This is a genomic window from Pigmentiphaga sp., from assembly GCF_019689535.1.
Taxonomy (GTDB): Bacteria; Pseudomonadota; Gammaproteobacteria; order Burkholderiales; family Burkholderiaceae_B; genus Pigmentiphaga.
The window spans coordinates 1-23876 of record NZ_JADGHH010000032.1 but is presented as its reverse complement, the minus strand read 5'-3'; the positions used below and the strand labels follow the sequence as shown (position 1 = coordinate 23876).

At 63.3% G+C, this 23876-nt stretch carries 20 protein-coding genes and 1 tRNA gene; 6 read left to right on the top strand and 15 right to left on the bottom strand.

All coding sequences use genetic code 11. The features are described from left to right. Positions 1–730: FAD-dependent oxidoreductase (locus IRZ12_RS04700; protein WP_296464833.1), on the bottom strand; the 730-nt coding region annotated here is incomplete at its 3' end. 178 nt (positions 731–908) lie between these two features. Here IRZ12_RS04700 and IRZ12_RS04695 point away from each other — a divergent pair. Together IRZ12_RS04695 and IRZ12_RS04690 are read left to right on the top strand one after the other, a co-directional pair. Continuing rightward, the gene (locus IRZ12_RS04695) at positions 909–1442 is read left to right on the top strand and encodes an Rrf2 family transcriptional regulator (RefSeq protein ID WP_296464830.1); all 534 of its coding nucleotides are present in this window, start codon (positions 909–911) and stop codon (positions 1440–1442) included. Between the two features lie 224 nt (positions 1443–1666). After that, entirely contained in the window at positions 1667–2935 is a 1269-nt protein-coding gene (locus IRZ12_RS04690; RefSeq protein WP_296464827.1) for an amidase, read from the top strand. A 40-nt stretch (positions 2936–2975) separates the two neighbouring features. Here the strand turns inward: IRZ12_RS04690 and IRZ12_RS04685 are convergent, their stop codons facing one another. Beyond that, positions 2976–3881, bottom strand: a complete 906-nt coding sequence (locus tag IRZ12_RS04685) for a polysaccharide deacetylase family protein (protein ID WP_296464824.1) — start codon at positions 3879–3881, stop codon at positions 2976–2978. A gap of 11 nt (positions 3882–3892) precedes the next feature. On the opposite strand from IRZ12_RS04685, the gene IRZ12_RS04680 reads away from it, so the two are divergent. Then, positions 3893–4174, top strand: coding sequence for a tripartite tricarboxylate transporter substrate-binding protein (locus IRZ12_RS04680; protein WP_367181577.1), 282 nt, complete (start codon positions 3893–3895; stop codon positions 4172–4174). 106 nt (positions 4175–4280) lie between these two features. Here IRZ12_RS04680 and IRZ12_RS04675 read toward each other — a convergent pair whose 3' ends face one another. From IRZ12_RS04675 to IRZ12_RS04665, 3 genes are all read right to left on the bottom strand, one after another. Then, positions 4281–5504, bottom strand: a complete 1224-nt coding sequence (locus IRZ12_RS04675; RefSeq protein WP_296464821.1) for a LysR family transcriptional regulator — start codon at positions 5502–5504, stop codon at positions 4281–4283. 164 nt (positions 5505–5668) lie between these two features. Further along, entirely contained in the window at positions 5669–6313 is a 645-nt protein-coding gene (locus IRZ12_RS04670; protein ID WP_296464819.1) for a cysteine hydrolase, read from the bottom strand. A 15-nt stretch (positions 6314–6328) separates the two neighbouring features. Then, positions 6329–6862, bottom strand: a complete 534-nt coding sequence (locus IRZ12_RS04665; protein ID WP_296464816.1) for a 3-hydroxybutyryl-CoA dehydratase — start codon at positions 6860–6862, stop codon at positions 6329–6331. A gap of 245 nt (positions 6863–7107) precedes the next feature. On the opposite strand from IRZ12_RS04665, the gene IRZ12_RS04660 reads away from it, so the two are divergent. Beyond that, positions 7108–8082 carry a tripartite tricarboxylate transporter substrate binding protein gene (locus IRZ12_RS04660; protein WP_296464813.1) on the top strand — a complete coding sequence of 325 codons (975 nt, stop codon included), beginning with the start codon at positions 7108–7110 and terminating at the stop codon, positions 8080–8082. A gap of 31 nt (positions 8083–8113) precedes the next feature. On the opposite strand, the gene IRZ12_RS04655 is transcribed toward IRZ12_RS04660, so the two are convergent. Then, positions 8114–9130: a 2OG-Fe(II) oxygenase family protein gene (locus IRZ12_RS04655; RefSeq protein WP_296464810.1), complete on the bottom strand. Its 1017-nt coding sequence runs from the start codon at positions 9128–9130 to the stop codon at positions 8114–8116. A gap of 562 nt (positions 9131–9692) precedes the next feature. Between IRZ12_RS04655 and IRZ12_RS04650 the strand changes: the two genes are divergently transcribed. Further along, on the top strand, positions 9693–10718 hold the full coding sequence (locus IRZ12_RS04650) for an ABC transporter substrate-binding protein (protein WP_296464808.1): 1026 nt from the start codon (positions 9693–9695) through the stop codon (positions 10716–10718). Next, complete coding sequence (locus tag IRZ12_RS04645) at positions 10715–11224, top strand: nucleoside deaminase (RefSeq protein WP_296464805.1); 510 nt, start codon at positions 10715–10717, stop codon at positions 11222–11224. The genes IRZ12_RS04650 and IRZ12_RS04645 overlap by 4 nt, the downstream gene beginning before the upstream one ends. Positions 11225–11339: 115 nt before the next feature. On the opposite strand, the gene rpoC is transcribed toward IRZ12_RS04645, so the two are convergent. The 9 genes from rpoC to IRZ12_RS04600 form a co-directional block, all read right to left on the bottom strand. Then, positions 11340–15593, bottom strand: a complete 4254-nt coding sequence (gene rpoC / locus IRZ12_RS04640) for a DNA-directed RNA polymerase subunit beta' (RefSeq protein WP_296464801.1) — start codon at positions 15591–15593, stop codon at positions 11340–11342. Between the two features lie 11 nt (positions 15594–15604). Continuing rightward, a complete protein-coding gene (gene rpoB, locus IRZ12_RS04635; protein WP_296464798.1) occupies positions 15605–19717 on the bottom strand; it encodes a DNA-directed RNA polymerase subunit beta in 4113 nt (1370 codons plus the stop codon). Positions 19718–20022: 305 nt separating this feature from the next. Further along, complete coding sequence (rplL, locus tag IRZ12_RS04630) at positions 20023–20406, bottom strand: 50S ribosomal protein L7/L12 (RefSeq protein ID WP_296464796.1); 384 nt, start codon at positions 20404–20406, stop codon at positions 20023–20025. A 177-nt stretch (positions 20407–20583) separates the two neighbouring features. Further along, complete coding sequence (gene rplJ, locus IRZ12_RS04625; RefSeq protein WP_296464793.1) at positions 20584–21105, bottom strand: 50S ribosomal protein L10; 522 nt, start codon at positions 21103–21105, stop codon at positions 20584–20586. A gap of 287 nt (positions 21106–21392) precedes the next feature. Then, positions 21393–22097 (bottom strand): 50S ribosomal protein L1, encoded by a 705-nt coding sequence (gene rplA, locus IRZ12_RS04620; protein ID WP_296464790.1) that lies wholly within the window; start codon positions 22095–22097, stop codon positions 21393–21395. Positions 22098–22099: 2 nt separating this feature from the next. Beyond that, positions 22100–22531: a 50S ribosomal protein L11 gene (gene rplK / locus IRZ12_RS04615; protein WP_296464788.1), complete on the bottom strand. Its 432-nt coding sequence runs from the start codon at positions 22529–22531 to the stop codon at positions 22100–22102. Between the two features lie 134 nt (positions 22532–22665). After that, complete coding sequence (gene nusG, locus IRZ12_RS04610; RefSeq protein ID WP_296464786.1) at positions 22666–23199, bottom strand: transcription termination/antitermination protein NusG; 534 nt, start codon at positions 23197–23199, stop codon at positions 22666–22668. Positions 23200–23217: 18 nt separating this feature from the next. After that, complete coding sequence (gene secE / locus IRZ12_RS04605) at positions 23218–23598, bottom strand: preprotein translocase subunit SecE (RefSeq protein WP_296464783.1); 381 nt, start codon at positions 23596–23598, stop codon at positions 23218–23220. A 124-nt stretch (positions 23599–23722) separates the two neighbouring features. Then, a tRNA-Trp gene (locus tag IRZ12_RS04600) sits at positions 23723–23798 on the bottom strand. Between the last annotated feature and the right edge of the window lie 78 nt (positions 23799–23876).

Here is a 23876-nt window from a genome sequence, read left to right as displayed (position 1 = left end):
CCCCGGCAGCGAACAAATCCGGCACGCCTCGAACACGCATGAAGGCATCGACCTCGATCCGACCGAGTTCGTCCTTGGCCCCAGGCAGCGAAGCACCCAATGCATGCGCCCGCATCCCCGCACACCAAACTACCGTGGACGCATCGATCCGGCTCCCGTCCTCAAGCGCGACGCCCTCGGAATCGACCGCGGCGACACGAACGCCCGTCCGCACTTTTACCCCCAACGCGTCCAGGGCTTCCGCAATGACCGCTCGCGCTTCTTCGCCCATGACGGATCCGATGACGGGTGTGGCTGCCAACCCGCGCAAATGCGCCTGCAAGCGCTTGGCGCCCTCGTAAGTGTCGATGTCGAACCCATGCTCTCCCAATCCGGGAATGGGTGGACGCCACAATCGGCTGCCCAGCGCATAAACCAGGCGGTCGTAACGCAGCTCGACTTCCTCGCCTTCCCTGCGCACCTGAACGATGCGACGATCCGCATCGATGGCCGTCGCCTCCCCGCGAATGCGCTCGACGCCCACGGGATCCAACACCGTGGACAGCGGCACGGTCGTCGCATCCAAATCGTCCTCGTAGTTGCGGACACGTATGGCGTGGAAATCATTCCGCTCCACCAACGTGACCCGCACTCGATCCGGCCCGATGCCTTCCTCGTCCAGCCTCCTGGCGGCGCCTATCGCACTCCATAAGCCCGCGAAGCCGCCTCCCAGCACGACGATACGTTTCATGACATCCCTCCTGGAACGCGCGGCCCGCTCCTCACTCGGCCGCCATCCCCTTTCACGCACATTTCCACACACGCTCAATCTAGATATTTTTTATCTAGATTAAAATTATGGGATGACGCACATCGAGCGTCAAATAAAATTTGGATATTGAATATCCTGATCCTTGCAGAGTGCCGACATGAGAATGAGCGAAGGCGTGGAATGGGGGCTGCATTGCTGCGTAGCGCTGGGTTGGATCGGAGAGGACCAGACCGTATCCACCGCCAGGTTGGCGGCGCGATTCGGGTTGCCGGCGGCTTATCTGAACAAGTCCCTGCAGGCCCTGGCACGCGCCGGCATCCTCGTCTCCACGGCGGGACCTAAAGGGGGATTTCGGCTGGCGCGCCCTCCCGCTGAAATCACACTGCTCGACGTAGTCGACGCCATCGAAGGCCCAGAAGCCCCATTCCGGTGCACAGAAATCCGACAACGAGGAGAAGCGGCGGCGAGCGCTGCCGAATGCCGCCGGCCGTGCGCCATCGCTGCGGCGATGCGCCAGGCCGAGGCAGCATGGCGCCGCGAACTGTCTCGCCAAACCATTGCCATGATCATGGCGCGGGCCCCCCGCAGCGCCGCGGAAAGAACCATGCGATGGCACGCATCGCCTGATGCGTCGCACGCGAACGCTCAGCGCGTCGCCGCTGCCCGCAAGCATTCCCGGCCAGGCCGATAGAGGAAGCGATCGGCCTGGGGCCAACCGCAACGAGTACGTTGGCGGGCACCGGCCTCCGAGAGGCTTGCACGGCAAAGCGGCCCCTTCACGAAATCTGACTCCCCCTTGCATCGGCAAAGTCTAGGCAGATTGACAGGTTCCGCCTTACCCTTTGCGATCCGTGATGAAATGCGGCACGCCGCGATCATCCCCAACGACCACCCGGTTAGGAGCAGGGAAACGACATGGACGCCTATCGCCTGACTGCAACGGAAGCACGCCGGCTCATCGAGAGCGGAAGGCTCGATGCCAGAACCTTGATCGAATCCTGCCTGGAACGAATCGAAAGCCGCGAAGGACAAACCCGGGCATTGGTAGACTTCCACCCCACATCGGCCCGCCGGGCAGCATCCCAGGCCGGCTTGGGGCGCCTGGGAGGCATCCCCTTCGGGGTGAAGGACGTACTTGACACTGCGGAGCTGCCATCGCAATACGCGTCTCCGATCTGGAAAAATCACCAGCCGCGGGCAGATGCTGCGGCTGTCGCCTGGGCGCGCAGTGAAGGTGGCATCCCATTGGCCAAGACTGTCACGACAGAGTTCGCGGTTCGCAAACCGGGACCGACCACCAACCCCCACAATCCGGCGCACACGCCGGGCGGATCAAGCAGCGGCTCAGCCGCCGCGGTAGCCGACTTCTACTTTCCCCTCGCCATCGGCACCCAAACGGCCGGCAGCACCATTCGCCCCGCGGCGTATTGTGGCATCGTCGGCTACAAGCCAACCTTCGGGCTCATTCCGCGCGCCGGGATGAAGCTCATGTCGGAAAGCCTCGACACCATTGGCGTCATGGCACGCAGCGTAGCGGACTGCGCACTCTTTGCCGGCGCTCTGGCCCAACGGGACCTGGGTGACCCGGAGAAAAAAGTGGAACGACTGCCGCGCATAGGCATCTGCCGATCGCCGGCATGGAACGAGGCCCTGCCCGAAACGGTAGAGCTCTTCGCGCAATTGCAGGAGCTGCTCGCGCAACACGGCGCACGGCCGCTTCCCTTCGAATTGCCGGCCGAGTTCGAAGCCCTGCACAGGACCCACCACATCACCGTGCAGTTTAGGGAGAGCGCGATGTCTCTGGGATGGGAGTGGCTCGCCCGGCGCGAAGACATCAGCGACGATCTCAGGCAGCTGCTGGAACAGGGACTCGCGGCGAGCGAAGCCGAACTCAACGCAGCCTACGCAGGGCAAGCGCAATGCCGGCATATGTTCGATGCATGCCTCGGCGAGCTCGACTTCCTCTTGACCCCCTCGGCCCCCGGACAAGCGCCGCGTGGCCTCTCCGACACCGGCAGCTCGGTTTTCAACCGCATCTGGACCTCGCTGCACGTACCGTGCATCACGGTGCCCGCCGGCACCGGACCGGACGGCCTGCCGCTAGGCATTCAACTGGTCGGGCGCCGGGGGCACGATGCCCAGTTGCTGGGCTGGGCGCGTTGGCTTCAAGACGTCATCGATTGATGCCAGCCGAGGAGCGTGCCGCGCAGCCCTCGGCCAGCCCTCAGGTGCGGTATCCGGGAAGAGTACCTTCCGGCAGGGCCAGGCAATGGTCATAAATCGCGCCCGGCCTCGTGAACCACACCTCGTGACGTCGCGGATGATTCACGATGTACTGCAACGCCCGCCGCAAGGCGCGCAGACGGTAAGGCTGGCCAACGACCATGGCATGCAGCGCCAAGCCAAACACTAGCGGCTGCTTGCTGCTTTGCTCCAGCATCTCTTCGAACTGATCGATCACCATTTGCTCGAATTCCGTCGGCGTGGCATGCCGCACCAGCATCTGCGGCGAATCATTGAGCTCGAGGGGATAAGGCACGGACATGATGCGGCCGTTGCGGGTCTTCATCCACAGCGGCTGGTCATCCGCCGGCCAATCCATCACGAACTTGAAGCCGGCTTCCTCCAATAGATCCAGCGTGACGTGGCTGATCGACATCCACGGGGCCATCCACCCCCTCACCCTCTGCCCGGCCTTTTCCGCGATTTCGTCCCTCACCTGCGCGAGAAACCGAGCCTCATCCTCTTCCCACATGTGGCCGTGCCGCTCTGCATTGGTCCGCCCATGGCCGATGATTTCGTCGCCGCGCGCATTGATGCCGGCGACGATCTCCGGCGCGTAATCGAACAACGATGTGTTGATCAAATGCGAGGCGGGCAGCCCCAAGTCGTCGAATAAATCGAACAGCCGGAATACGCCGACTCGGTTGCCGTACTCCGTCCAGCAAAACGCCCGCTGGTCCGGCGCGGGGATGGGAACCGTCAGGTTGTGGGTCAAACCCGTACCAAAAGCGAAACGTTCTATGTTCAGCCCGATATAAAACGCCAGACGCTTGCCTTCGGGCCAACTGTAGTCGCTGCGGGAATTTATCGAGCTATAGGGATAACGATTGTGGTGAGGAAGGTGCATGGCGATCACTCATTGCAGACGTTCCACCCACCATTGCAGAAAGCGGCGTGTCGGGTTTTGACGCGCGCAACCTATTCGGCTTCTTCGCCCCCAAGAATACGCCTTCCAACGTCATCGAAACCTTGGCGCAGGCCATGAAAGACGCCCTCGCCGACGCGGGGTTGCGCAAGCGGCTCGAAGAACAAGGGCTGCAACCCGCCTACTCCGGGCCCCGGGAGTTCCGTCAACAGACCGACGCGGACTTCGCATTCTTCACGAACGTCGTCAAGAGGGCGGACATCCGGCTGGATTGATCGCATTGCCTACCTACGGCGTCGCCCATTGGAGACGCCGCTTCCAGTGCACGCGAGGGATCGCCCCGCCAGGCTCGCAGCCCCCCAGCGCGGCAGCACAGGCGCGCTACGCGTCGGCAAGGGCTTCGTTCTGGCAAATCCGGCGCACGGCGTCCATCAACAGCTTTGCGCCCGGTGACGAATGCTCGGGGGATCGACGCAGAATGCCTATCGGCCGTTCTGTGCCTGGCAAGCTTACGGGCAGCGTGATCAGGCTCCCTGCTTTCAGCTCGTACGAGAACAGCTGGCGGGAGGCCGCCGTGATCATGTCGGTCTCGAGCAGTAGGCCGCGGATGACGGAAATATCCGAAGACTCCACCGCCACGCGCGGCTCTGCCACACCTTGCTGCGCCAGGCACGAGTTCAGCGCCTCCCGGCTCGGCGTCCCGGGGCGCGACAAAATCCAGGGCGTATCGAGCAGGTCCGACAAGTCCAGGGATGGCGCCGCCGCCAGTGGGTGGTCGGACCGGGCGATGACAGCCATGGGCTCGCTCACCAACTCCTCGACGACGAGGCCGTTTTCCACCGGATCGAGCGGCAGCGCGCCCGTCAGGAAATCCACGTCTCCTAGCCTGAGGCCGGTGATCATCACCTCCATGGGGGCTTCCAGGGTACGCACCTGTAGATGGGGATGCTGGCGCAAGACCTCCCCGATCGCCGCGGGAAGCACATAGGGCCGCGAGAATGGGAGCGCGCCTACCACCACGAGTCCATCGACCACGCCTTCCAAGGCGGAAATTTCACCGTCCGCCAGGCGCAAAAGCGCCAGCGCCCGCTTGACGTGCTCCATCAGCAGTTCGCCGCACTCGTTCAACGCAACGCCCGTATGAGCACGATCGAACAACGGGATACCTACGCTGGACTCGATGTCGTAGAGCGCCATGCTTGCCGCCGGCTGGGAAATGCCGACCGTGGCAGCCGCCGTGCTAATGTGCTTGCGCTCGGCAAAAGCAAAGAGGAGCTCCAAACGCCTTTCATGCACAGACAGCGAGAAAAACGGGGCTGCCCTGAGGCGCGCCGCACATGCCGGATGCCGCTCGGTCAAGACCACGCAAGCACGTTGCAACTCGGCAAAGGCCTCCTCGGTACGCCGGGCCAGCACCTGGCCGTATTTCGTGAGCAGCCACTGGCGCGGGCCTCTCTCGAACAGCGACACGCCGAACCAAGACTCCAGTTCTTGGATGGACCGTGAAACCGCCGATTGGGCACGCCGCAGCTCCTCGCTGGCCCGGGACAGGTTGCCGTGGCGTACGACCGCCATGAACGGTTTGAGATGTTTGACGTGCAGCATGGACGACGGCTCACTCAGCTCAATACCTCAGAATCCAGCTATCCGGCAGTCCAGACTGGGGCAACCACCGGCTCACGCGGTACTAGGTAATTATTACAGGCGATCAGTCATCTGCCGCGATGAATGCCTCGCCCCGCGAGACAATCGGATTCTGGACGGGCGCCTCACATAGCCGAACGTTCCCACTCCTGCACCAACTCGGCGGACGACACCACGGCCCCGAAGTTGACGCGGACGCTGGACAGCGTGCCTTCGTGCCCGGCACGGTTACCGCTGCCTACGCAGTCTTCGGCCAAGACGATGTGGTAGCCAAGAATGAAGCCGTGGCGCAGGGTGGAATCCACGCAGACATTGGTTGCTACGCCGGTCATGATGAGCGTCCGGATACCGCGGGCCTGCAGCTGGCCATGCAGGGAGGTCTGGTGAAAGCCGCTGAACGTATGCTTGTCGACCACGAGGTCCCCTTCCTGGGGGCGAATGCGAAAAAAATCCGCCCCCCACGTTCCCTCCAGGCAGCAACCCTCGTCTTCTCGCATTGCGATGTGGGCCTCGGCCAGGTACTTGAAGTCGTATAGCGACCGCAGCCACGCCACCGTCGCGCCAGCCCGGCGCGCGGCCTGCGCCAGGACGTCAATGCGATCCGCGATCCGTTCGTTCTCCTCGACCTGGATCGGGTGTTTGCCGCTCTCCGCACGTTTCCGCTGCAGGTAACCGCCGCGCGCGCAAAAATCGTTCTGCATGTCGACGATGAGCAGCGCCGTCTGGGCGGGCTGCACTTTCTCCTGCCACGTGCGAGGAATGTGGTCCATGAGTGCTCCGCCGGGTCAACGTTCTGGCATCACCGTCCCGCACTTCTTACAGGTGCGAAACGCCAGCGACCCCCAAAAATTCTCGTACGCCCGGGACACCGGGTCCGCGCCGTAATCGCTAACGACGAAGGTTTCCTCATGGAGCAGGTGATCGCAGGAGGGGCAGAACCAATGAAACCGATCGACTTCTCCCGGTCGGCGCTTACGCTCGATGACGAGTTGAAATGCGTCCGGTGCGAAACGCGGCGAATGCGGCACCATGGGCGGCTGGTAAAGGCAGTGGCCCTCCGGTACCACCGCTACTTTCTCCACGCCTTCGGGCGTACGGTAATGCAGGTGCAAGTCGCCCTTCAGCGAATACTGCATTTCGTGGCTGGGATTCAGGTGGAACTCACTGCGATACTCGCGGCCGCGCGCAACGAAGCAGAGGCAGTCGTCGTCCTGCCACAGCGGATACGTCCTGCGCTCATCCGTGCTGCTCAGGTAATCCATGATTTCCTGCAGGTCGACCTGGGGCATCGGCCACTGCAAGCTCGGGAAAATCTTCATTTGGCTATCCCTCAAGAAAGTCGGTTCCTATTCTCGGCTCCGCGACCTGGGAAGAACTAGCGTCGATGGCTTCTGCGTGGGGCGAAAAAGCTTATGGTGAGCTCCCCCGCTTGGCCGGAAGCAACAAAATGCTTTTACTCACCCCGAAAGCACTTATGCCCGGGCCACAGTTTGGCCTGTCGGTGGCACAGTTGCCCACGATGCCGCACGCCGGCTCGATCGACTGGACTATGGGACGCACGACCATGAGAAAACAGATTCTTGTCGCACTGCTCGGGGCAACATTGATGGCGATCGCCTCGATCGGCCACGCTCAAACCTATCCGACCAGGCCGGTCAGAATCGTCACTACCTTCCCGGTAGGCGCAGGACCGGACGTCGCGCTGCGACTCGTGGCGGACAAGCTGGCCCAAAAATGGGGGCAGCCTGTCATGGTAGAAAACAAGCCTGGCGGTAACGGCTTCATCGCCGTGGATGCGGTCAAGCGCAGTCCTGCGGATGGCTACACCCTGATCCAGATGGACAACTCGCAAACCAGCGCCCATCCCTCTCTGTTCAAGCATCTCCCCTACGACTTGATGCGCGACTTTGAGCCGCTCACGCCAATGCTGCGCAACTACTTCTTCATGGTGGTGCCGGGCGACAGCCCCTACAAGACGACGGGAGACCTGCTTGCGGCGGCCCGCGCCCAGCCCGGTGCGATCACTTACGGCTCTTGGTTCGTAGGCAGCCCGGGACACATCGGGGGCGCCATGCTGGAAGATGGCGCAGGTGTGAAAATGATGCACGTGCCCTACAAGGACATGGGGCAGCTCTACGCGGCGGTCGCCAACAAGGAACTGGCATGGGCATTCGGCAGCGGCGGCAGCGCCGGGCCGCTCCAGCGGGCAGGCAAGGTCCGCTTCATGTCGGTTTCAGCGCCCTCGCGATTGGCCGGATTTCCCGACGTTCCGACCCTCCGCGAGTCCGGCGGCCCACCCGACTTCGAGCTCGTCGCGTCCGTCGGACTGCTCGCGCCCAAGGGCATTCCCGCTGCCATCGCCGACAAGGTTTCGACAGACGTCGCTGAGGTACTGCGCGATCCCGATGTACTGCAGCGTTACGAGGGCATGTTCTATGAACCTTACGCGCTGAGCCGGCCTCAGTACGTGAACGCCTTGACCGAAGAAACCCATCGCTTCGGGCAAGTGCTCAAGAAACTGAACATCACGCTGGATTAAACGAAAAGGGGCGCTGAGCGCCCCTTTTCCCTCAATACCGGTTCGAAAAGTTCGCCGATATCCGCTGCTTGAGGTACTCCGCGGCGGTAATCGGCGGATATTTGCCCGCCGGCCCTTGGACGACAACCTCTTCGTTTGCCTGGCAGAAAAATGCCAGGCTATAGCGCGGCCCCTGGTACTCGTCAGGACGCGGATTGCGCACCCGGTGAAAGTTCGAGGGGAGCAGGTCGTCGCTCCACCGCGTCAGCATATCCCCGATATTGCACGTGATCACGCCTTCGACGGGCTCCACGGGCGTCCATGCCCGGCTCTCCATTTCCTTGCCCGGCAACACCTGCAGGCCGCCCTGCCCGGCTCGCTGGAATAGCAGCGTCAGGCAATCGTAATCAGTGTGCGCACCGGCCCGCCACAGCCCCAGTTCACTCTGCAGCGCGGGGTCGACGGCGAAATAATGCAGCATGCGCAGCGTGCTCTGGTACGTCGGGCTGGACGGGTCATGCGCGCGCGTAAAGAAGTCCGGATCGAAGCCGAGCTTTAGCGCAAAGCAAGACAGCAGGCGCATCCCGACTTCCCAGCACTGGCGCTCGAAGCGCAGGGTGGCCTCCTTGAAGCCGGGCAGTTCGGCCTCGGTCGGCCACAGGCCGTCCATGCGCGGCCGCGTCACTTGGTAGGACTCTTTCTGGTCCGGCGTCTGCGTAGAGGGCCTGATCTGGGCCTTGTGCTCCCATCCTGCGTTGCGGCTCAACGGCCATTGCGCTTTCACTTCGCGCGGCAAGGCGAAGAAATGCTCGGCGCGCACGAAGGCGGCCTCGATGTCGGACAAGGGGATGCCGTGGTTCTTGACCTGGAAGAATCCGATCTCCGTGGCAGCCTGCCAGATTTCATCGGCGATCTCCGCCTTGCGCCGATCGAAATCCGAGATGTCGATGATGCGGATCTCCCGCGGGGCCTCGAGCCCCATGCCTCCCATGCGGGACTCTTTTTCGAGTTCCCCCAAAGCGTAGGTGGAAGGCGTTTTCGAAGCGGGCGTGGCATTCGTGGTTTGCATAAGAGTCCTCGTCGAACAGGGACACCGACCACTTGCCGGCAATCAGCGCGGGGCGGTCGTGTCGGACTTGAAGGATGTGGCGGCCTCGCTGCGGGCAAAACCCCCGCCGCGCGACCTCTTCAAGAGCAATGACCCGCCAACCGCACCGGCAGCTGCCGGACGATTGCGCTGAACGCTTCTACTCTCGAAGCCGACCGATGCAAGAATCGAACCAAGTGCCTTCTCCTGGCAGCCCGCGACGTCGGTCGCGCCACCGTTCACCAAGCTTGTGCGCCACGCACCGGAAGCAGCCGCGCTGCACCATGCCACGACAAGAAGACGCTGGCCCGAATCATCCCAGGCGGCCCCTCGCAGGCGGGACGGTAGTCGGCCGGCGTCCCGGCATCCCGGCATCCCGGCAGGGAGGTCGATGGCACACCCTTTGCTTGTTTCCCTGCAGAGTAGAAGCGTTCAGCGACGGCCGTCCCATCGCCTGCCGTCGCCCGGAAATTGCTCGAGTCGCGCCGGACAACCTGCTGCAGGCCGTCCGGGGTCCTTCATGTCACGACACGGGATCTCCACTATGAACCGCCGCCAGTTCCTCGCCACGCTTTCTGGTTCCGCCCTCTCTGCCGCATACTCCCGTCCGCTCCTCGCCCAGCCGCGCCTGACTCCGGTCAAGTTCACGCTCGACTTCCGAGTCACCAGCCAGACGTCGCCCTTCTTCCTGGCGCTCGCCAAGGGCTATTACAAGGAAGCGGGATTGGACGTGAGCATCGACGTGGGATCAGGGTCGGTTGCGTCGATCACCCGCGTGGCAAGCGGCGCTTACGATTTGGGCCTGGGCGACATCAGTTCGCTAGTCGAGTTCCACGCCCAGAACGTCGGCGCCCCCGTGCAAGCCATCTACCAGTATTACAATCGCGCGCCTTTCGTCATCATCGGCCGCAAGGACCGTGGCATCACGACCGACTTCGCCAGCCTGAAAGGCAAACGCGTCGCCGCCGCAGCCGTCGAGTCGACCCGCCGCTGCTGGCCGATGGTCGCACGCCAACTCGGCATTTCCCCGGACCTGTTCCAGTGGGCCACCACGGACTTCAGCGCCCGCGACAACGTCATGGTCCGGGGCGACGTCGATGCTGCCACCTACTTCCACGACTCGGCGGTATCACTGTTTGCGCGCATGCCCCTGGAGCGGCTCTCGGTGCTGGAGTATGCCAAGACCGGCCTCAGCCTCTACGGCAATGCCGTCCTGGCAAGCCGCAAGCTCATCGCCGAAAAACCGGAAGTCATCCGGGCTTTCCTCGCAGCCAGCAACCGCGCGCTGGTCGAAACGCTGATCGACCCAGCCCCCGCCCTGGCCGCCATCAAGGCACGCGAACCGATCATCGACCTTGACGTGGAGCGTCAACGTTGGGACATCACGCGGCGCTACCTCCTGACCGACGAAAGCCGCGCCAACGGACTCGGCGGCGTGCGCACCGGCGTCCTGCAGCGCCAAATCGACGAAGTGGTCGAGGTCTTCGACCTGCCCGCCAAGCCGTCACTCGAGCAGATCTTCGACGACCGGCTGCTGCCTGCCGCCGATCAACGCAAGGTGCCGGCATGACGCAGATCGAACTGCCCGCCGAGCAGCCGCTCAATGAGCGCGACGGCCTGTACCTGCGCCGCGCCATCGAGCTCGCCAACGTCGCCAAGACGCGCGGCAATCGTCCCTTCGGCTCGGTGATCGTCGGCGCCGACGGGAAGGTGTTGGCCGAAGCCTGGAACCGAAATGGCGAAAGCGGGGACTGCACCGCGCACGCGGAAACCGAAGCCATCCGCCTCGCCAGTCCCAAATACTCGCGCGACGAGCTCGCCGGCGCGACGATTTATGCATCCGGCGAACCTTGCGTGATGTGCGCAGGCGCGATCTTCTGGGCCAATATCCACCGCGTCGTATTCGGCATCGACGCCGTCCGGCTGCGCGGCTTCCGGGGGGAGCGCCTGGACCAGCGGGACGCCGAGCTCTCGTGCCGGGACGTGTTTGCGGCCTCGCCGACGCACATCGAATGCATCGGGCCTGCGCTGCTGGACGAAGCGACGGCCCCGCACGAAGGCGCGTGGAAAAACTGAGCGTCCCGCCTCCCGGCGAACCTCACTGACGCCAAAAGAAAAGCCTGGACCGGCATGCGCCGGCCCAGGCTTTTTGTCTTGGCGCGGCAGCCCGAAGGCGCCGCGGTCTCGCTGCTTACTCTTGGCTGCCGCCTTCGGGTTCGTCCGCAGCAGGCGTCGAGGTCACCTCGGCGGGGGACTTGAAGATGGTGCTTTCGTCGAACGTGTTGTTCACGTCGGCGAAGACCACTTCGCGTTCCGCAGCCTCTTGGGCTTCCTTCTCCTTGCGGGCGGCATGGTAGGCCATGCCGGTGCCGGCGGGGATCAGGCGTCCCACGATGACGTTTTCCTTGAGGCCGCGCAGCTCGTCCCGCTTGCCCATGATCGCAGCTTCGGTCAGGACGCGCGTGGTTTCCTGGAACGAAGCGGCCGAGATGAACGAGTCGGTCGACAGCGAAGCCTTGGTGATGCCCAGCAGCACGTTTTCGTACGTAGCCGGACGACCGCCGTTGGCGATCACGCGATCGTTCTCGTTGAGCAGCTCGGCTCGCTCGACCTGCTCGCCCGGGATGAACGAGGTGTCGCCCGGATCGACGACGTTCACGCGACGCAGCATCTGGCGCACGATCACTTCAATGTGCTTGTCGTTGATCTTCACGCCTTGCAGGCGATAGACGTCCTGTACTTCGTCGACGATATAGGTCGCCAGCTTCTCGATGCCTTGCAGGCGCAGGATATCGTGGGGATCGGCCGGGCCGTCCACGATCATTTCGCCCTTGTTCACCACTTGGCCGTCGTGCACCAGCACCTGCTTTTCCTTCGGAATCAGGAACTCATGGCTGACGCCGTCCAGGTCAGTGATGACCAGGCGTTGTTTGCCCTTGGTGTCCTTACCGAACGAAACCGTACCGGTGACCTCGGCCAACATGCCGGCGTCCTTGGGAGAGCGGGCTTCGAAAAGCTCGGCCACTCGGGGCAGACCGCCGGTAATGTCGCGGGTCTTTTGCGATTCCTGCGGGATACGCGCCAGCACCTCGCCCACGCCGACCTGCTGGCCGTCGCGCACCGTGATCAGCGCGCCCACCGGGAAGGAGATGCTCACCGAGTGATCGGTGCCGGCAATCTTGACTTCCTCGCCGTTGGCGTCGAGCAGCTTGACCTGCGGACGCACGGTCTGCTTGCTGCTGCGCGTCTTGGGCGTGATGGCGACCAGCGTGGACAGGCCAGTGACTTCGTCCAGCTGGCGAGCCACCGTGACGCCTTCTTCCACGTTCTCGAACTTCACCGTACCTGCGTACTCGGTGATGATCGGGCGGGTCAGCGGGTCCCAGGTCGCCAGCTGCGTGCCGGCCTTGACCACCGTGCCGTCGCCATGCAGCAGGATCGCGCCGTACGGCACCTTGTGGCGCTCGCGCTCCCGGCCGTTGTCGTCCACGATCAGGATTTCGCCCGACCGCGAGATCGCGACCTGCTCACCCTTCGCATTGGTCACGTAGCGCATCGCGCTCGTGAAGCGAACAGTACCGTTGGACTTGGTTTCCACGCCCGAGGCAAGCGCCGCGCGCGAGGCCGCGCCACCGATGTGGAACGTCCGCATGGTCAGCTGCGTACCCGGTTCGCCGATCGACTGGGCAGCGATCACGCCGACCGCCTCGCCCACGTTGACCAGGGTACCGCGGCCGAGATCGCGGCCGTAGCACGCCGCGCACAGGCCATAGCGGGTTTCGCAGGTCAGCGCCGAGCGGACCTTGACTTCGTCGATGCCCAGGCGCTCGATGACTTCCACCGCATCTTCGTCCAGCAGCGTACCGGCTTCGAACACGGTTTCCTGCGTATCCGGATCGACGATGTCAGCGGCCGCGGTACGGCCCAGGATACGGTCGCGCAGCGGCTCGATGACCTCGCCGCCCTCGACCAGCGCCTTCATCGCGAAGCCGGCGGTCGTGCCGCAGTCTTCCTCGGTGATGACCAGGTCTTGCGTCACGTCGACTAGGCGACGGGTCAGGTAACCCGAGTTCGCGGTCTTGAGCGCCGTGTCGGCCAGGCCCTTGCGGGCACCGTGGGTGGAAATGAAGTACTGCAGTACGTTCAACCCTTCGCGGAAGTTCGCGGTAATGGGCGTCTCGATGATGGAGCCGTCCGGCTTGGCCATCAGGCCCCGCATGCCGGCGAGCTGACGAATCTGGGCCGCAGAACCGCGGGCGCCGGAGTCCGCCATCATGTAGATCGAGTTGAACGACTCCTGCCGGGTTTCCTTGCCGTGGCGGTCGACGACGGGCTCGGTCGAGAGCTGTTCCATCATCGCCTTGCCGACGCGGTCGCCGGCCTTGCCCCAGATGTCCACGACGTTGTTGTAGCGTTCCTGGGCGGTCACCAGACCCGACGAGTACTGCTTGTCGATCTCCTTGACCTCTTTGCTGGCCTCGGCCAGGATGGCCTCCTTGGCCGCGGGGATCAGCATGTCGTCCATGCAGATCGAGATGCCGCCGCGCGTGGCCAGGCGGAAGCCGGCCTGCATCAGCTGGTCGGCGAAGATGACCGTCGCGCGCAGTCCGCAGCGACGGAACGACTGGTTGATCAGGCGCGAGATCTCTTTCTTCTTCAGCGGCTTGTTCAACACCGAGAAGGGCAGCCCCTTGGGCAGGATCTCCGACAGAATGGCGCGGCCGGCCGTCGTTTCGTAACGACGCTGCACGACGCGGAATTCACCGTTCTCGTCGCGCTCGTACTCGGTCAGGCGCACGGTGATGCGCGATTGCAGTTCCACCACCTTGTTCTCATAGGCGCGCACCACTTCGGCCACGTCCATGAAATGCAGGCCCTCGCCCTTGCCGTTGATGCGCTCGCGCGTGGCGTAGTACAGCCCCAGCACGATGTCCTGCGACGGCACGATGGACGGTTCGCCGTTGGCCGGGAACAGCACGTTGTTAGAAGCCAGCATGAGCGTACGGGCTTCCAGCTGCGCTTCGAGCGACAGCGGAACGTGGACGGCCATCTGGTCGCCGTCGAAGTCGGCGTTGAACGCCGCGCACACCAGCGGATGCAGCTGGATCGCCTTGCCTTCGATCAGCACCGGCTCGAACGCCTGGATGCCCAGGCGGTGCAGCGTCGGGGCACGGTTGAGCAGGACCGGGTGTTCGCGGATCACCTCTTCGAGGATGTCCCACACCACCGGCTCTTGCGTTTCCACCAGCTTCTTGGCCGCCTTGATGGTAGTCGCCAGCCCCATCATCTCCAAGCGGTTGAAGATGAAAGGCTTGAACAGCTCGAGCGCCATCAGCTTGGGCAAGCCGCACTGATGCAGCTTGAGCTGCGGGCCCACCACGATCACCGACCGGCCGGAGTAGTCGACGCGCTTACCCAGCAGGTTCTGGCGGAAGCGGCCGCTCTTGCCCTTGATCATGTCGGCCAGAGACTTGAGCGGACGCTTGTTGGCGCCGGTCATGGCCTTGCCGCGGCGGCCGTTGTCGAGCAGCGAGTCGACGGCTTCCTGCAGCATGCGCTTCTCGTTGCGCACGATGATTTCGGGAGCCTTCAGCTCGAGCAGGCGCTTCAGGCGGTTGTTGCGGTTGATGACGCGACGGTAGAGGTCGTTCAGGTCCGAGGTTGCGAAGCGGCCGCCGTCCAGCGGCACGAGCGGACGCAGCTCGGGCGGCAGCACGGGCAGCACTTCGAGAATCATCCACTCGGGCTTGATGCCGGACTTCTGGAAGCCCTCCAGCACCTTCAGGCGCTTGGAGATCTTCTTGATCTTGGCATCGGAGCTCGTGGCCTGCAGATCGGCGCGCAGCGTTTCGATTTCGCGATTGATGTCGATCGTGCGCAGCAGTTCGCGCACGGCCTCGGCACCCATCACGGCGCGGAAATCATCGCCGTACTCTTCCGTCTTGGCCAGGAAGTCATCTTCCGACATGATCTGGCCGCGCTTGAGCGGCGTCATGCCCGGATCGATGACGCAATAGGCTTCGAAGTAGAGCACGCGCTCAATGTCGCGCAGCGTCATGTCGAGCACCATGCCCAGGCGCGACGGCAGCGACTTCAAGAACCAGATGTGGGCGACCGGGCTGGCCAGCTCGATGTGGCCCATGCGCTCGCGGCGCACCTTGGCCAGGGTGACCTCGACGCCGCACTTCTCGCAGATCACGCCGCGGTGCTTGAGGCGCTTGTATTTGCCGCACAAGCACTCGTAGTCCTTGATGGGGCCGAAGATCTTGGCGCAGAACAGCCCGTCGCGTTCGGGCTTGAACGTACGATAGTTGATCGTCTCGGGCTTCTTGACCTCCCCGAACGACCACGACCGGATCTTCTCCGGGGATGCAATGCCAATGCGAATGGCGTCGAACTGTTCTTCTTGCGTGACTTGCTTGAACAGATCCAGCAGCGCTTTCATGGCGACTCCTATCAGTTACGCTCGAGATCCATGTCGATCCCGAGCGACCGGATTTCCTTGACCAGCACGTTGAACGACTCGGGCATGCCGGCGTCGATCACGTGATCGCCCTTGACGATGTTCTCGTAGACCTTGGTACGGCCGTTCACGTCGTCGGACTTCACGGTCAGCATTTCTTGCAGCACATACGATGCGCCATACGCCTCGAGTGCCCACACTTCCATTTCCCCGAAGCGCTGGCCACCGAACTGCGCCTTGCCGCCCAGCGGTTGCTGCGTGACGAGCGAGTAAGGGCCGGTCGAACGGGCGTGCATCTTGTCGTCGACCAGATGGTGCAGCTTGAGCATGTGCATGTAACCCACGGTCACGGGACGCTCGAACATTTCCCCGGTACGGCCGTCGAACAGGTAGGCCTGGGTCTTGGAGGGAGTCAGCTTCAGCTTCTCCGCCAACTCGTCCGGGTAGGCCAGGTCGAGCATGGTCCGGATGTCCTCCTCCGAGGCACCATCGAACACCGGCGTCGCGAACGGGACACCTTCGCGCAGGTTTTGTGCCAGCTCGATGATTTCATCGTCGGTCAGCTCATCCAGGCGGGCAGGCGTGCCCGTTTGGTTGTAGATCTTCCCGAGGAAGTCGCGGATCTTGGCCACTTCGACCTTGCGGGCGTCGGCCAGCATTTCGTTGATGCGCTGGCCCAGGCCCTTGGCGGCCCAGCCCAAATGCACCTCCAGCACCTGCCCGACGTTCATCCGCGAGGGCACGCCCAGCGGGTTCAGCACGATGTCGACCGGCGTGCCGTCGGCCATGTAGGGCATGTCTTCCACCGGCGTGATCTTGGACACCACGCCCTTGTTGCCGTGGCGGCCTGCCATCTTGTCGCCAGGCTGCAGGCGGCGCTTGACGGCCAGGTAGACCTTGACCATCTTCAGGACACCCGGAGGCAGCTCGTCGCCCTGCGTCAGCTTCTTGCGCTTCTCTTCGAAGGCAAGGTCGAACTGGTGCCGCTTCTGCTCGATCGACTCCTTGGCCTGCTCGAGCGCGGTCGCCGCGGCCTCGTCGGCCAGGCGGATGTCGAACCATTGCCAACGGTCGAGCTCGGCCAAGTACGACTTGGAGATGGCCGCACCCTTGGCCAGCTTGCGCGGGCCGCCGTTGACGACCTTGCCGATCAGCATCTTCTCGATACGATCGAAGGTGTCGTTCTCGACGATGCGCAGCTGGTCGTTCAGGTCTTGGCGATAGCGCTTGAGCTCCTCGTCGATGATCGACTGGGCGCGCTTGTCGCGCACGATGCCTTCGCGCGTGAACACCTGCACGTCGATGACGGTGCCGACCATGCCCGACGGTACGCGCAGCGAGGTGTCCTTCACGTCGGACGCCTTCTCGCCGAAGATCGCGCGCAGCAGTTTCTCTTCCGGCGTGAGCTGGGTCTCGCCCTTGGGCGTGACTTTACCGACCAGCACGTCGCCAGCCTGGACTTCGGCGCCGATGTACACGATGCCGGATTCGTCCAAGCGGTTCAGCTGGCTTTCCGCCAGGTTCGAAATGTCGCGCGTGATTTCCTCGGGTCCGAGCTTGGTGTCGCGGGCCACCACCGTCAGCTCTTCGATGTGGATGGAGGTGTAGCGGTCATTGGCCACCACCCGCTCCGACATCAGGATCGAGTCCTCGAAGTTGTAGCCGTTCCAGGGCATGAACGCGACCAGCATGTTCTGGCCGAGGGCGAGCTCGCCGAGGTCGCTGGAGGCACCGTCGGCCAGCACGTCGCCCTTGGCGATGACGTCGCCACGGCGCACGATGGGGCGCTGGTTGATGTTCGTGTTCTGGTTGGAACGGGTGTACTTGATCAGGTTGTAGATGTCGACGCCAACCTCGCCGGCCACGTTCTCGTCGTCATTGACGCGGATCACGATGCGCTCGGCGTCGACGTAATCGACCACGCCGCCACGCAGCGCCTGCACGGTCGTGCCCGAGTCCACGGCAACGGTGCGCTCGATGCCCGTGCCGACCACCGGCTTCTCGGGACGCAGGCAAGGCACGGCCTGGCGCTGCATGTTCGAACCCATCAGCGCGCGGTTCGCGTCGTCGTGCTCGAGGAACGGAATGAGCGAGGCAGCCACCGACACGATCTGCGAGGGCGCAACGTCCATGTAGTGGACGTTCTCGGGGGCCGTCAACATGGTTTCGCCAGCCTGGCGGCAGGCCACGAGGTCGTCCACGAAGCGGCCTTCCTTGTCGAGCGTGGCGTTCGCCTGCGCGATCACGTAGCGGCTCTCTTCGATGGCCGACAAATACTCGATCTGGTCACTCACCTTGCCGTCCACGACCTTGCGGTACGGCGTCTCGAGGAAGCCGTACTCGTTCAGGCGGGCGTACAGGGCCATGGAGTTGATCAGGCCGATGTTCGGACCTTCCGGCGTCTCGATCGGGCACACGCGGCCGTAGTGCGTCGGGTGCACGTCGCGCACCTCGAAGCCGGCGCGCTCGCGCGTCAGGCCACCAGGGCCGAGGGCCGAGACGCGGCGCTTGTGCGTGATCTCGGACAACGGGTTGGTCTGGTCCATGAACTGCGACAGCTGGCTCGAACCGAAAAACTCCTTGATGGCGGCCGAGATCGGCTTGGAGTTGATCAGGTCGTGCGGCATCAGGTTTTCCGCCTCGGCTTGGCCCAGGCGTTCCTTGACCGCACGCTCGACGCGCACGAGGCCAGCGCGGAACTGGTTCTCGGCCAACTCGCCCACGCAGCGCACGCGGCGGTTGCCCAGGTGGTCGATGTCGTCGATCTCGCCACGGCCGTTGCGCAGCTCGACCAGGACCTTGATGGTGTCGAGGATGTCCTCGTTGGTGAGCGTCATGCTGCCGCTGGCATCGGTACCACGTCCCAGTCGGCTGTTGACCTTCATGCGGCCCACGCGCGAGAGGTCGTAGGTTTCTTCGCTGAAGAACAGGCGATGGAACAGCGTCTCGACGGCCTCCTCGGTGGGGGGCTCGCCCGGGCGCATCATGCGATAGATGGCCACGCGGGCGGCGGTCTGGTCGGTCGTCTCGTCCATGCGCAGGGTCTGCGAGATGTACGGACCCTGGTCCAGATCGTTGGTGTAGAGCGTCTGGATCTCGCGCACGTTGTGCTCGCGCAGCTTGGTCAGCAGCGCTTCGGTCAGCTCGTCGTTGGCGAACGCGACGATTTCGCCCGTCTCGGGATCAACCACGTTGCGGGCCAGCGCGCGGCCGAGCAGGAAGTCCTCGGGAACGGAGATCCGCTTGGTATCGGCCGCGACCAGGTCGCGGATGTGCTTGGCGTTGATCCGCTTGTCTTTCTGGACGATGACGTTGCCAGACTTATCGTTGATGTCGAAACGCGCGACTTCGCCCTTCCAGCGGTCGGGCACGAACTCCATCAGGGCGCCTTCGCTCTGCAGTTCGAAGGTGTCGAACGAGAAGAAGTGCGCCAAGATGTCTTCCGGCGTCATGCCGATGGCCTTGAGCAGGATCGTGACCGGCATCTTGCGGCGGCGGTCGACGCGGAAGAACAGGATGTCTTTGGGATCGAACTCGAAGTCCAGCCACGAACCGCGGTAGGGAATCACGCGGGCAGAGAACAAAAGCTTGCCCGAGCTGTGCGTCTTGCCACGGTCGTGCTCGAAGAAAACGCCCGGCGACCGATGCAGCTGCGAGACGATGACGCGCTCGGTGCCGTTGATGACGAACGAGCCGGTGGGAGTCATCAGCGGGATTTCTCCCATGTAGACTTCCTGCTCCTTCATCTCCTTCACGGTCGGCTTGCTTGCTTCGCGGTCGAGCAACACCAGGCGCACCTTGGCGCGCAGGGGCGACGCGAAAGTCAGGCCACGTTGCTGGCACTCGCGCACGTCGAAGGGAGGATCGCCGAGCGTATAGCTGACGAACTCCAGCCGCGCCATCTGGTTATGGCTGACGATGGGGAAAATCGAGGTAAATGCGGCTTGCAGGCCCTCGTTTTTGCGCTGCAGGGGAGGCGTGTCCGCTTGCAGGAAAGTACGATAGGACTCGAGCTGGGTCGCCAACAGGAAGGGAACGGTTTGCACGTCCTCGCGCTTGGCGAAGCTCTTGCGGATGCGCTTCTTTTCGGTGAACGAGTAGGGCATGAGCACTCCGACTCAGGTTGCGTGAACCACGGGTAATGGTCCTAAAATACGACTTCGAAATCTCAGCGAGGCCACCCGCCGGCAAAGGCCGGTGCCCCTCTGCCGGGATCCCCCGGCACGGGTTTCGGGTCCGCAGGCGGCATCATCCCCACCTGCGCACCGGAAATCCGTAGGCGCCGCCTCGCGCATCGGGCACACAAGGCGGCGGTACTGCATCGAAAAACGTCCCTTAAAAGCCGTTTTCCAAAAACGCAAAAACCCGGAGGCCGTTTTGGAGCGGCCACCGGGTACCGGCAGGGGTCGAATTACTTGACTTCGACCTTGGCACCGGCTTCTTCGAGCTTCTTCTTGGCAGCTTCGGCATCGGCCTTGGACACGCCTTCCTTGACAGGCTTCGGAGCGCCGTCGACCAGGTCCTTGGCTTCCTTCAGGCCCAGGCCGGTCAGCTCGCGAACGGCCTTGATGACGTTGACCTTGTTGGCGCCGACGTCGGCCAGGATCACGTTGAACTCGGTCTGCTCTTCAGCAGCAGCGGCAGCGCCACCGCCAGCAGCGGGAGCAGCCACGGCCACGGCGGCAGCAGCGGCGGACACGCCGAACTTCTCTTCCAGGTCCTTGATCAGTTCCGACAGTTCCAGCACGGTCAGGCCGGCGATGGCGTCGATGATTTCAGCTTTGCTAAGTGCCATTTTTCTAAAACTCCAATGAATGTGATACCAAGTATTGGGTGTCGCTTCGTGTCACGAATTCCGGGGAAAGGAAACTTGGTCGATTTCTCGACCCATCCATCCCTCGCGGTTCCGGCCCGGCCCTCGGGGCCTCGGCCCGACGCGGGCGCCGGACCTGCCTTCGCCGCGCACAGGCGATTAGGCCGCCTGCTTGTCCCGCACGGCGGCAAGGCCGCGCACGAACTTCGTCGGAACTTCGTTGAGCGTACGCACAAACTGTGCAACGGGTGCCTGCATGGTGCCCAGCAACTTCGCCAGCAACTCTTCGCGCGAGGGCAGCGAGGCAAGAGCCTTGACGCCTTCGACGTTCATCAGGCTGTTCGGCATGGCGCCGCCCTTCAGAACGAGCTTGTCGTTGGTTTTGGCGAAGTCGGACAGCACCTTGGCGGCCGCGACCGGATCGGAGCTGATCGCATAGATCAGCGGACCGGTCAGCTGCGCCGACAGAGCCTCGAAAGGCGTGCCGGTCACAGCGCGGCGAGCCAGCGTGTTCTTCAGAACACGCAGGTAAACGCCCGATTCACGCGCTTGCTTGCGCAGTACGGTGACGGAAGCGACGTCCAGACCACGATACTCGGCGATAACGATCGATTGGGCTTTGGCAACCTGCGCCGCAACTTCCTCGACGACCACCGTTTTCTCTTGACGATTGAGACTCACGGTTTGAACACTCCATCATAAGGCGCTCGGGTACCACCCTTGCGCCAACCGAATGCGGCGAACCTGGTCGACTTCTTTGGATAAAGAATTCTTCCTGGGAGCGCCGTCTGCGCTGGATCCGCGCCTTGGCGGACAGGCATCGTGCCTGTCCGCGGGCATCGGTTTTAAGATCCACCTCGTTCCCTGGTACCAGGGCATTCGGTTTCACTCCAGCGGTCTTTGACAGCAACACCTTGCGCTCGGCAGAGCCTTGCGCTCGGTGCAGCCCAAAGTCTGTTGTCCTGCGATTACTGCTGGCCGGCCGTCAAAGAGGCCTGGTCGACGCGGATGCCGCCACCCATGGTGGAGGAAACCGCCAGCTTACGCAGGTAAATGCCCTTGGCCGATGCCGGGCGGGCCTTGTTCAACGCGTCGATCAGCGCCAGCAGGTTGGCCTGCAGCTGCTCGACCTCGAACGAAGCACGGCCGATCGTGGCGTGGACGATCCCGGCCTTGTCGGTGCGGTATTGGACCTGGCCGGCCTTGGCGTTCTTCACAGCGGTCACGACGTCGGGCGTCACGGTGCCGACCTTGGGGTTCGGCATCAGGCCGCGGGGGCCGAGGATCTGGCCCAGCGCGCCGACGACACGCATGGTGTCGGGCGAGGCGATGACCACGTCGAAGTCGATCTGGCCGCCCTTGATGCGCTCGGCCAGGTCTTCCATGCCGACGATGTCGGCGCCGGCGGCCTTGGCAGCCTCAGCCTTCTCGCCTTGGGCGAACACGGCCACGCGCACGCTCTTGCCGGTACCGGCGGGCAACACGACCGAGCCGCGGACCAGCTGGTCGGATTTCTTCGCATCGATGCCCAGCTGCACGGCCAGGTCGATGGATTCATCGAACTTGGCGGTGGCGGTTTCCTTGACCAGCGCCAGCGCTTCAGTCACGGGATACAGCTTGCTGCGATCGATCTTGGCGCGCAGAGCGGCTACACGTTTCGACAAGCGTGCCATGATTACAGACCCTCCACCGTGATGCCCATGCTGCGGGCGCTGCCCGCGATCGTGCGAACTGCAGCGTCCATGTCGGCGGCCGTCAGATCAGCTTGCTTGGTCTTGACGATTTCCTCGACCTGGGCGCGAGTCAGGGTGCCCACCTTGTCGGTATGGGGCTTGGACGAACCTTTCTGGATGCCAGCCGCCTTCTTCAGCAGAATCGTCGCCGGGGGCGACTTCATCACGAAGGTGAAGCTCTTGTCGGCATAGGCGGTGATCACCACGGGAATCGGCAGGCCGGGCTCCATGCCCTGCGTCTTGGCGTTGAACGCCTTGCAGAATTCCATGATGTTCAGGCCGCGCTGACCCAGCGCCGGACCGATGGGGGGAGAGGGATTGGCCTTACCAGCCGGCACTTGCAGCTTGATAAAGCCGACGATTTTCTTCGCCATGCTTTGCTCCTTTCGGGTTCAAGCGCAAACTTTTTCGGTTTGCTCCCCGAGGTTGACGGTCGAACCAACTCGCGGCGAAAACGCCGCAAGCCGGATGGCGCCGACCGCAGCGCGCCATCCGGCCGTATGCCTCGTCAGGACTTCTCGACCTGACTGAAATCGAGCTCCACCGGGGTCGACCGGCCAAAAATGGTGACCGACACGCGCAGCTTGCTCTTTTCGTAGTTCACGTCCTCGACGTTGCCGTTGAAGTCGGTGAACGGACCTTCCTTGATGCGGACCATCTCGCCCACTTCGAAGAGGATCTTGGGACGCGGCTTCTCCACGCCCTCTTCCATCTGGGACAGGATCTCGTCGACTTCGCGCTGGGGGATGGGGGTGGGGCGGTTGCCCGAACCGCCGACGAAGCCCGTCACCTTGTTGGTGTTCTTCACCAAGTGCCAAGTCTCGTCGGTCAATTCCATCTCGACCAAGACGTAGCCCGGGAAGAAACGACGCTCGGTGATCGACTTCTGCCCGCCCTTGACCTCGATGACCTCTTCGGTGGGCACCAGGATGCGGCCGAAGGAATCCTGCAGACCGGCGCGGTTTATCCGCTCCGTAAGCGCCTTCTGAACGCTTTTCTCCATGCCGGAATAGACATGGACAACGTACCAACGCTTGCTCATAGCCTTTCTTCCGCCCTGTTATTTCCACCCGAGCACGAGGTCATACAAGACCCACTCGATGGTTTTGTCGGTAACCCACAAGAACAGCGCCATGACCAGCACGAAGGCGAACACCACCATCGTGGTCTGAACGGTTTCCTTGCGGGAAGGCCAGACTACCTTGCGCGTTTCCTGCACGGAGTCCTGGCCGAATGCGATCAGGCGGCGGCCAGGCTCACTGAACCATGCGATCACCAACGCCACGACTACGCCAGCGATGATCACGCCCACGCGGGCAATCATGGGGCTGTTCGACAAGGCGTAGAAACCCGCCAGCCCCGCGACGAACGCCGCGATAGCCAGGCCCAGCTTGATGCGGTCGGCAGTGCTTGTTACGGTTTCGACGTTTGGATTCGACATCTTTTCGTCCGGGCAAGCGCCAAATCACGACGCCAGCGGTGCTAACAAACACCCAGGCCGGCTTGGCGCTACTACCAGGCTTCGAACGGAAGCCCGGACTAGAACCCGCGAGCTCCGGGAGAAGTGGCAGGGGAAGAGGGAATCGAACCCACAACCTTCGGTTTTGGAGACCGACGCTCTGCCAATTGAGCTATTCCCCTATGGATGAAGCCCCCCTGTGCTTGCGCACGCCAGGAGGCGAAGCCTGCAAACCGGAAAACCAGCACGCAGTTTTCGGG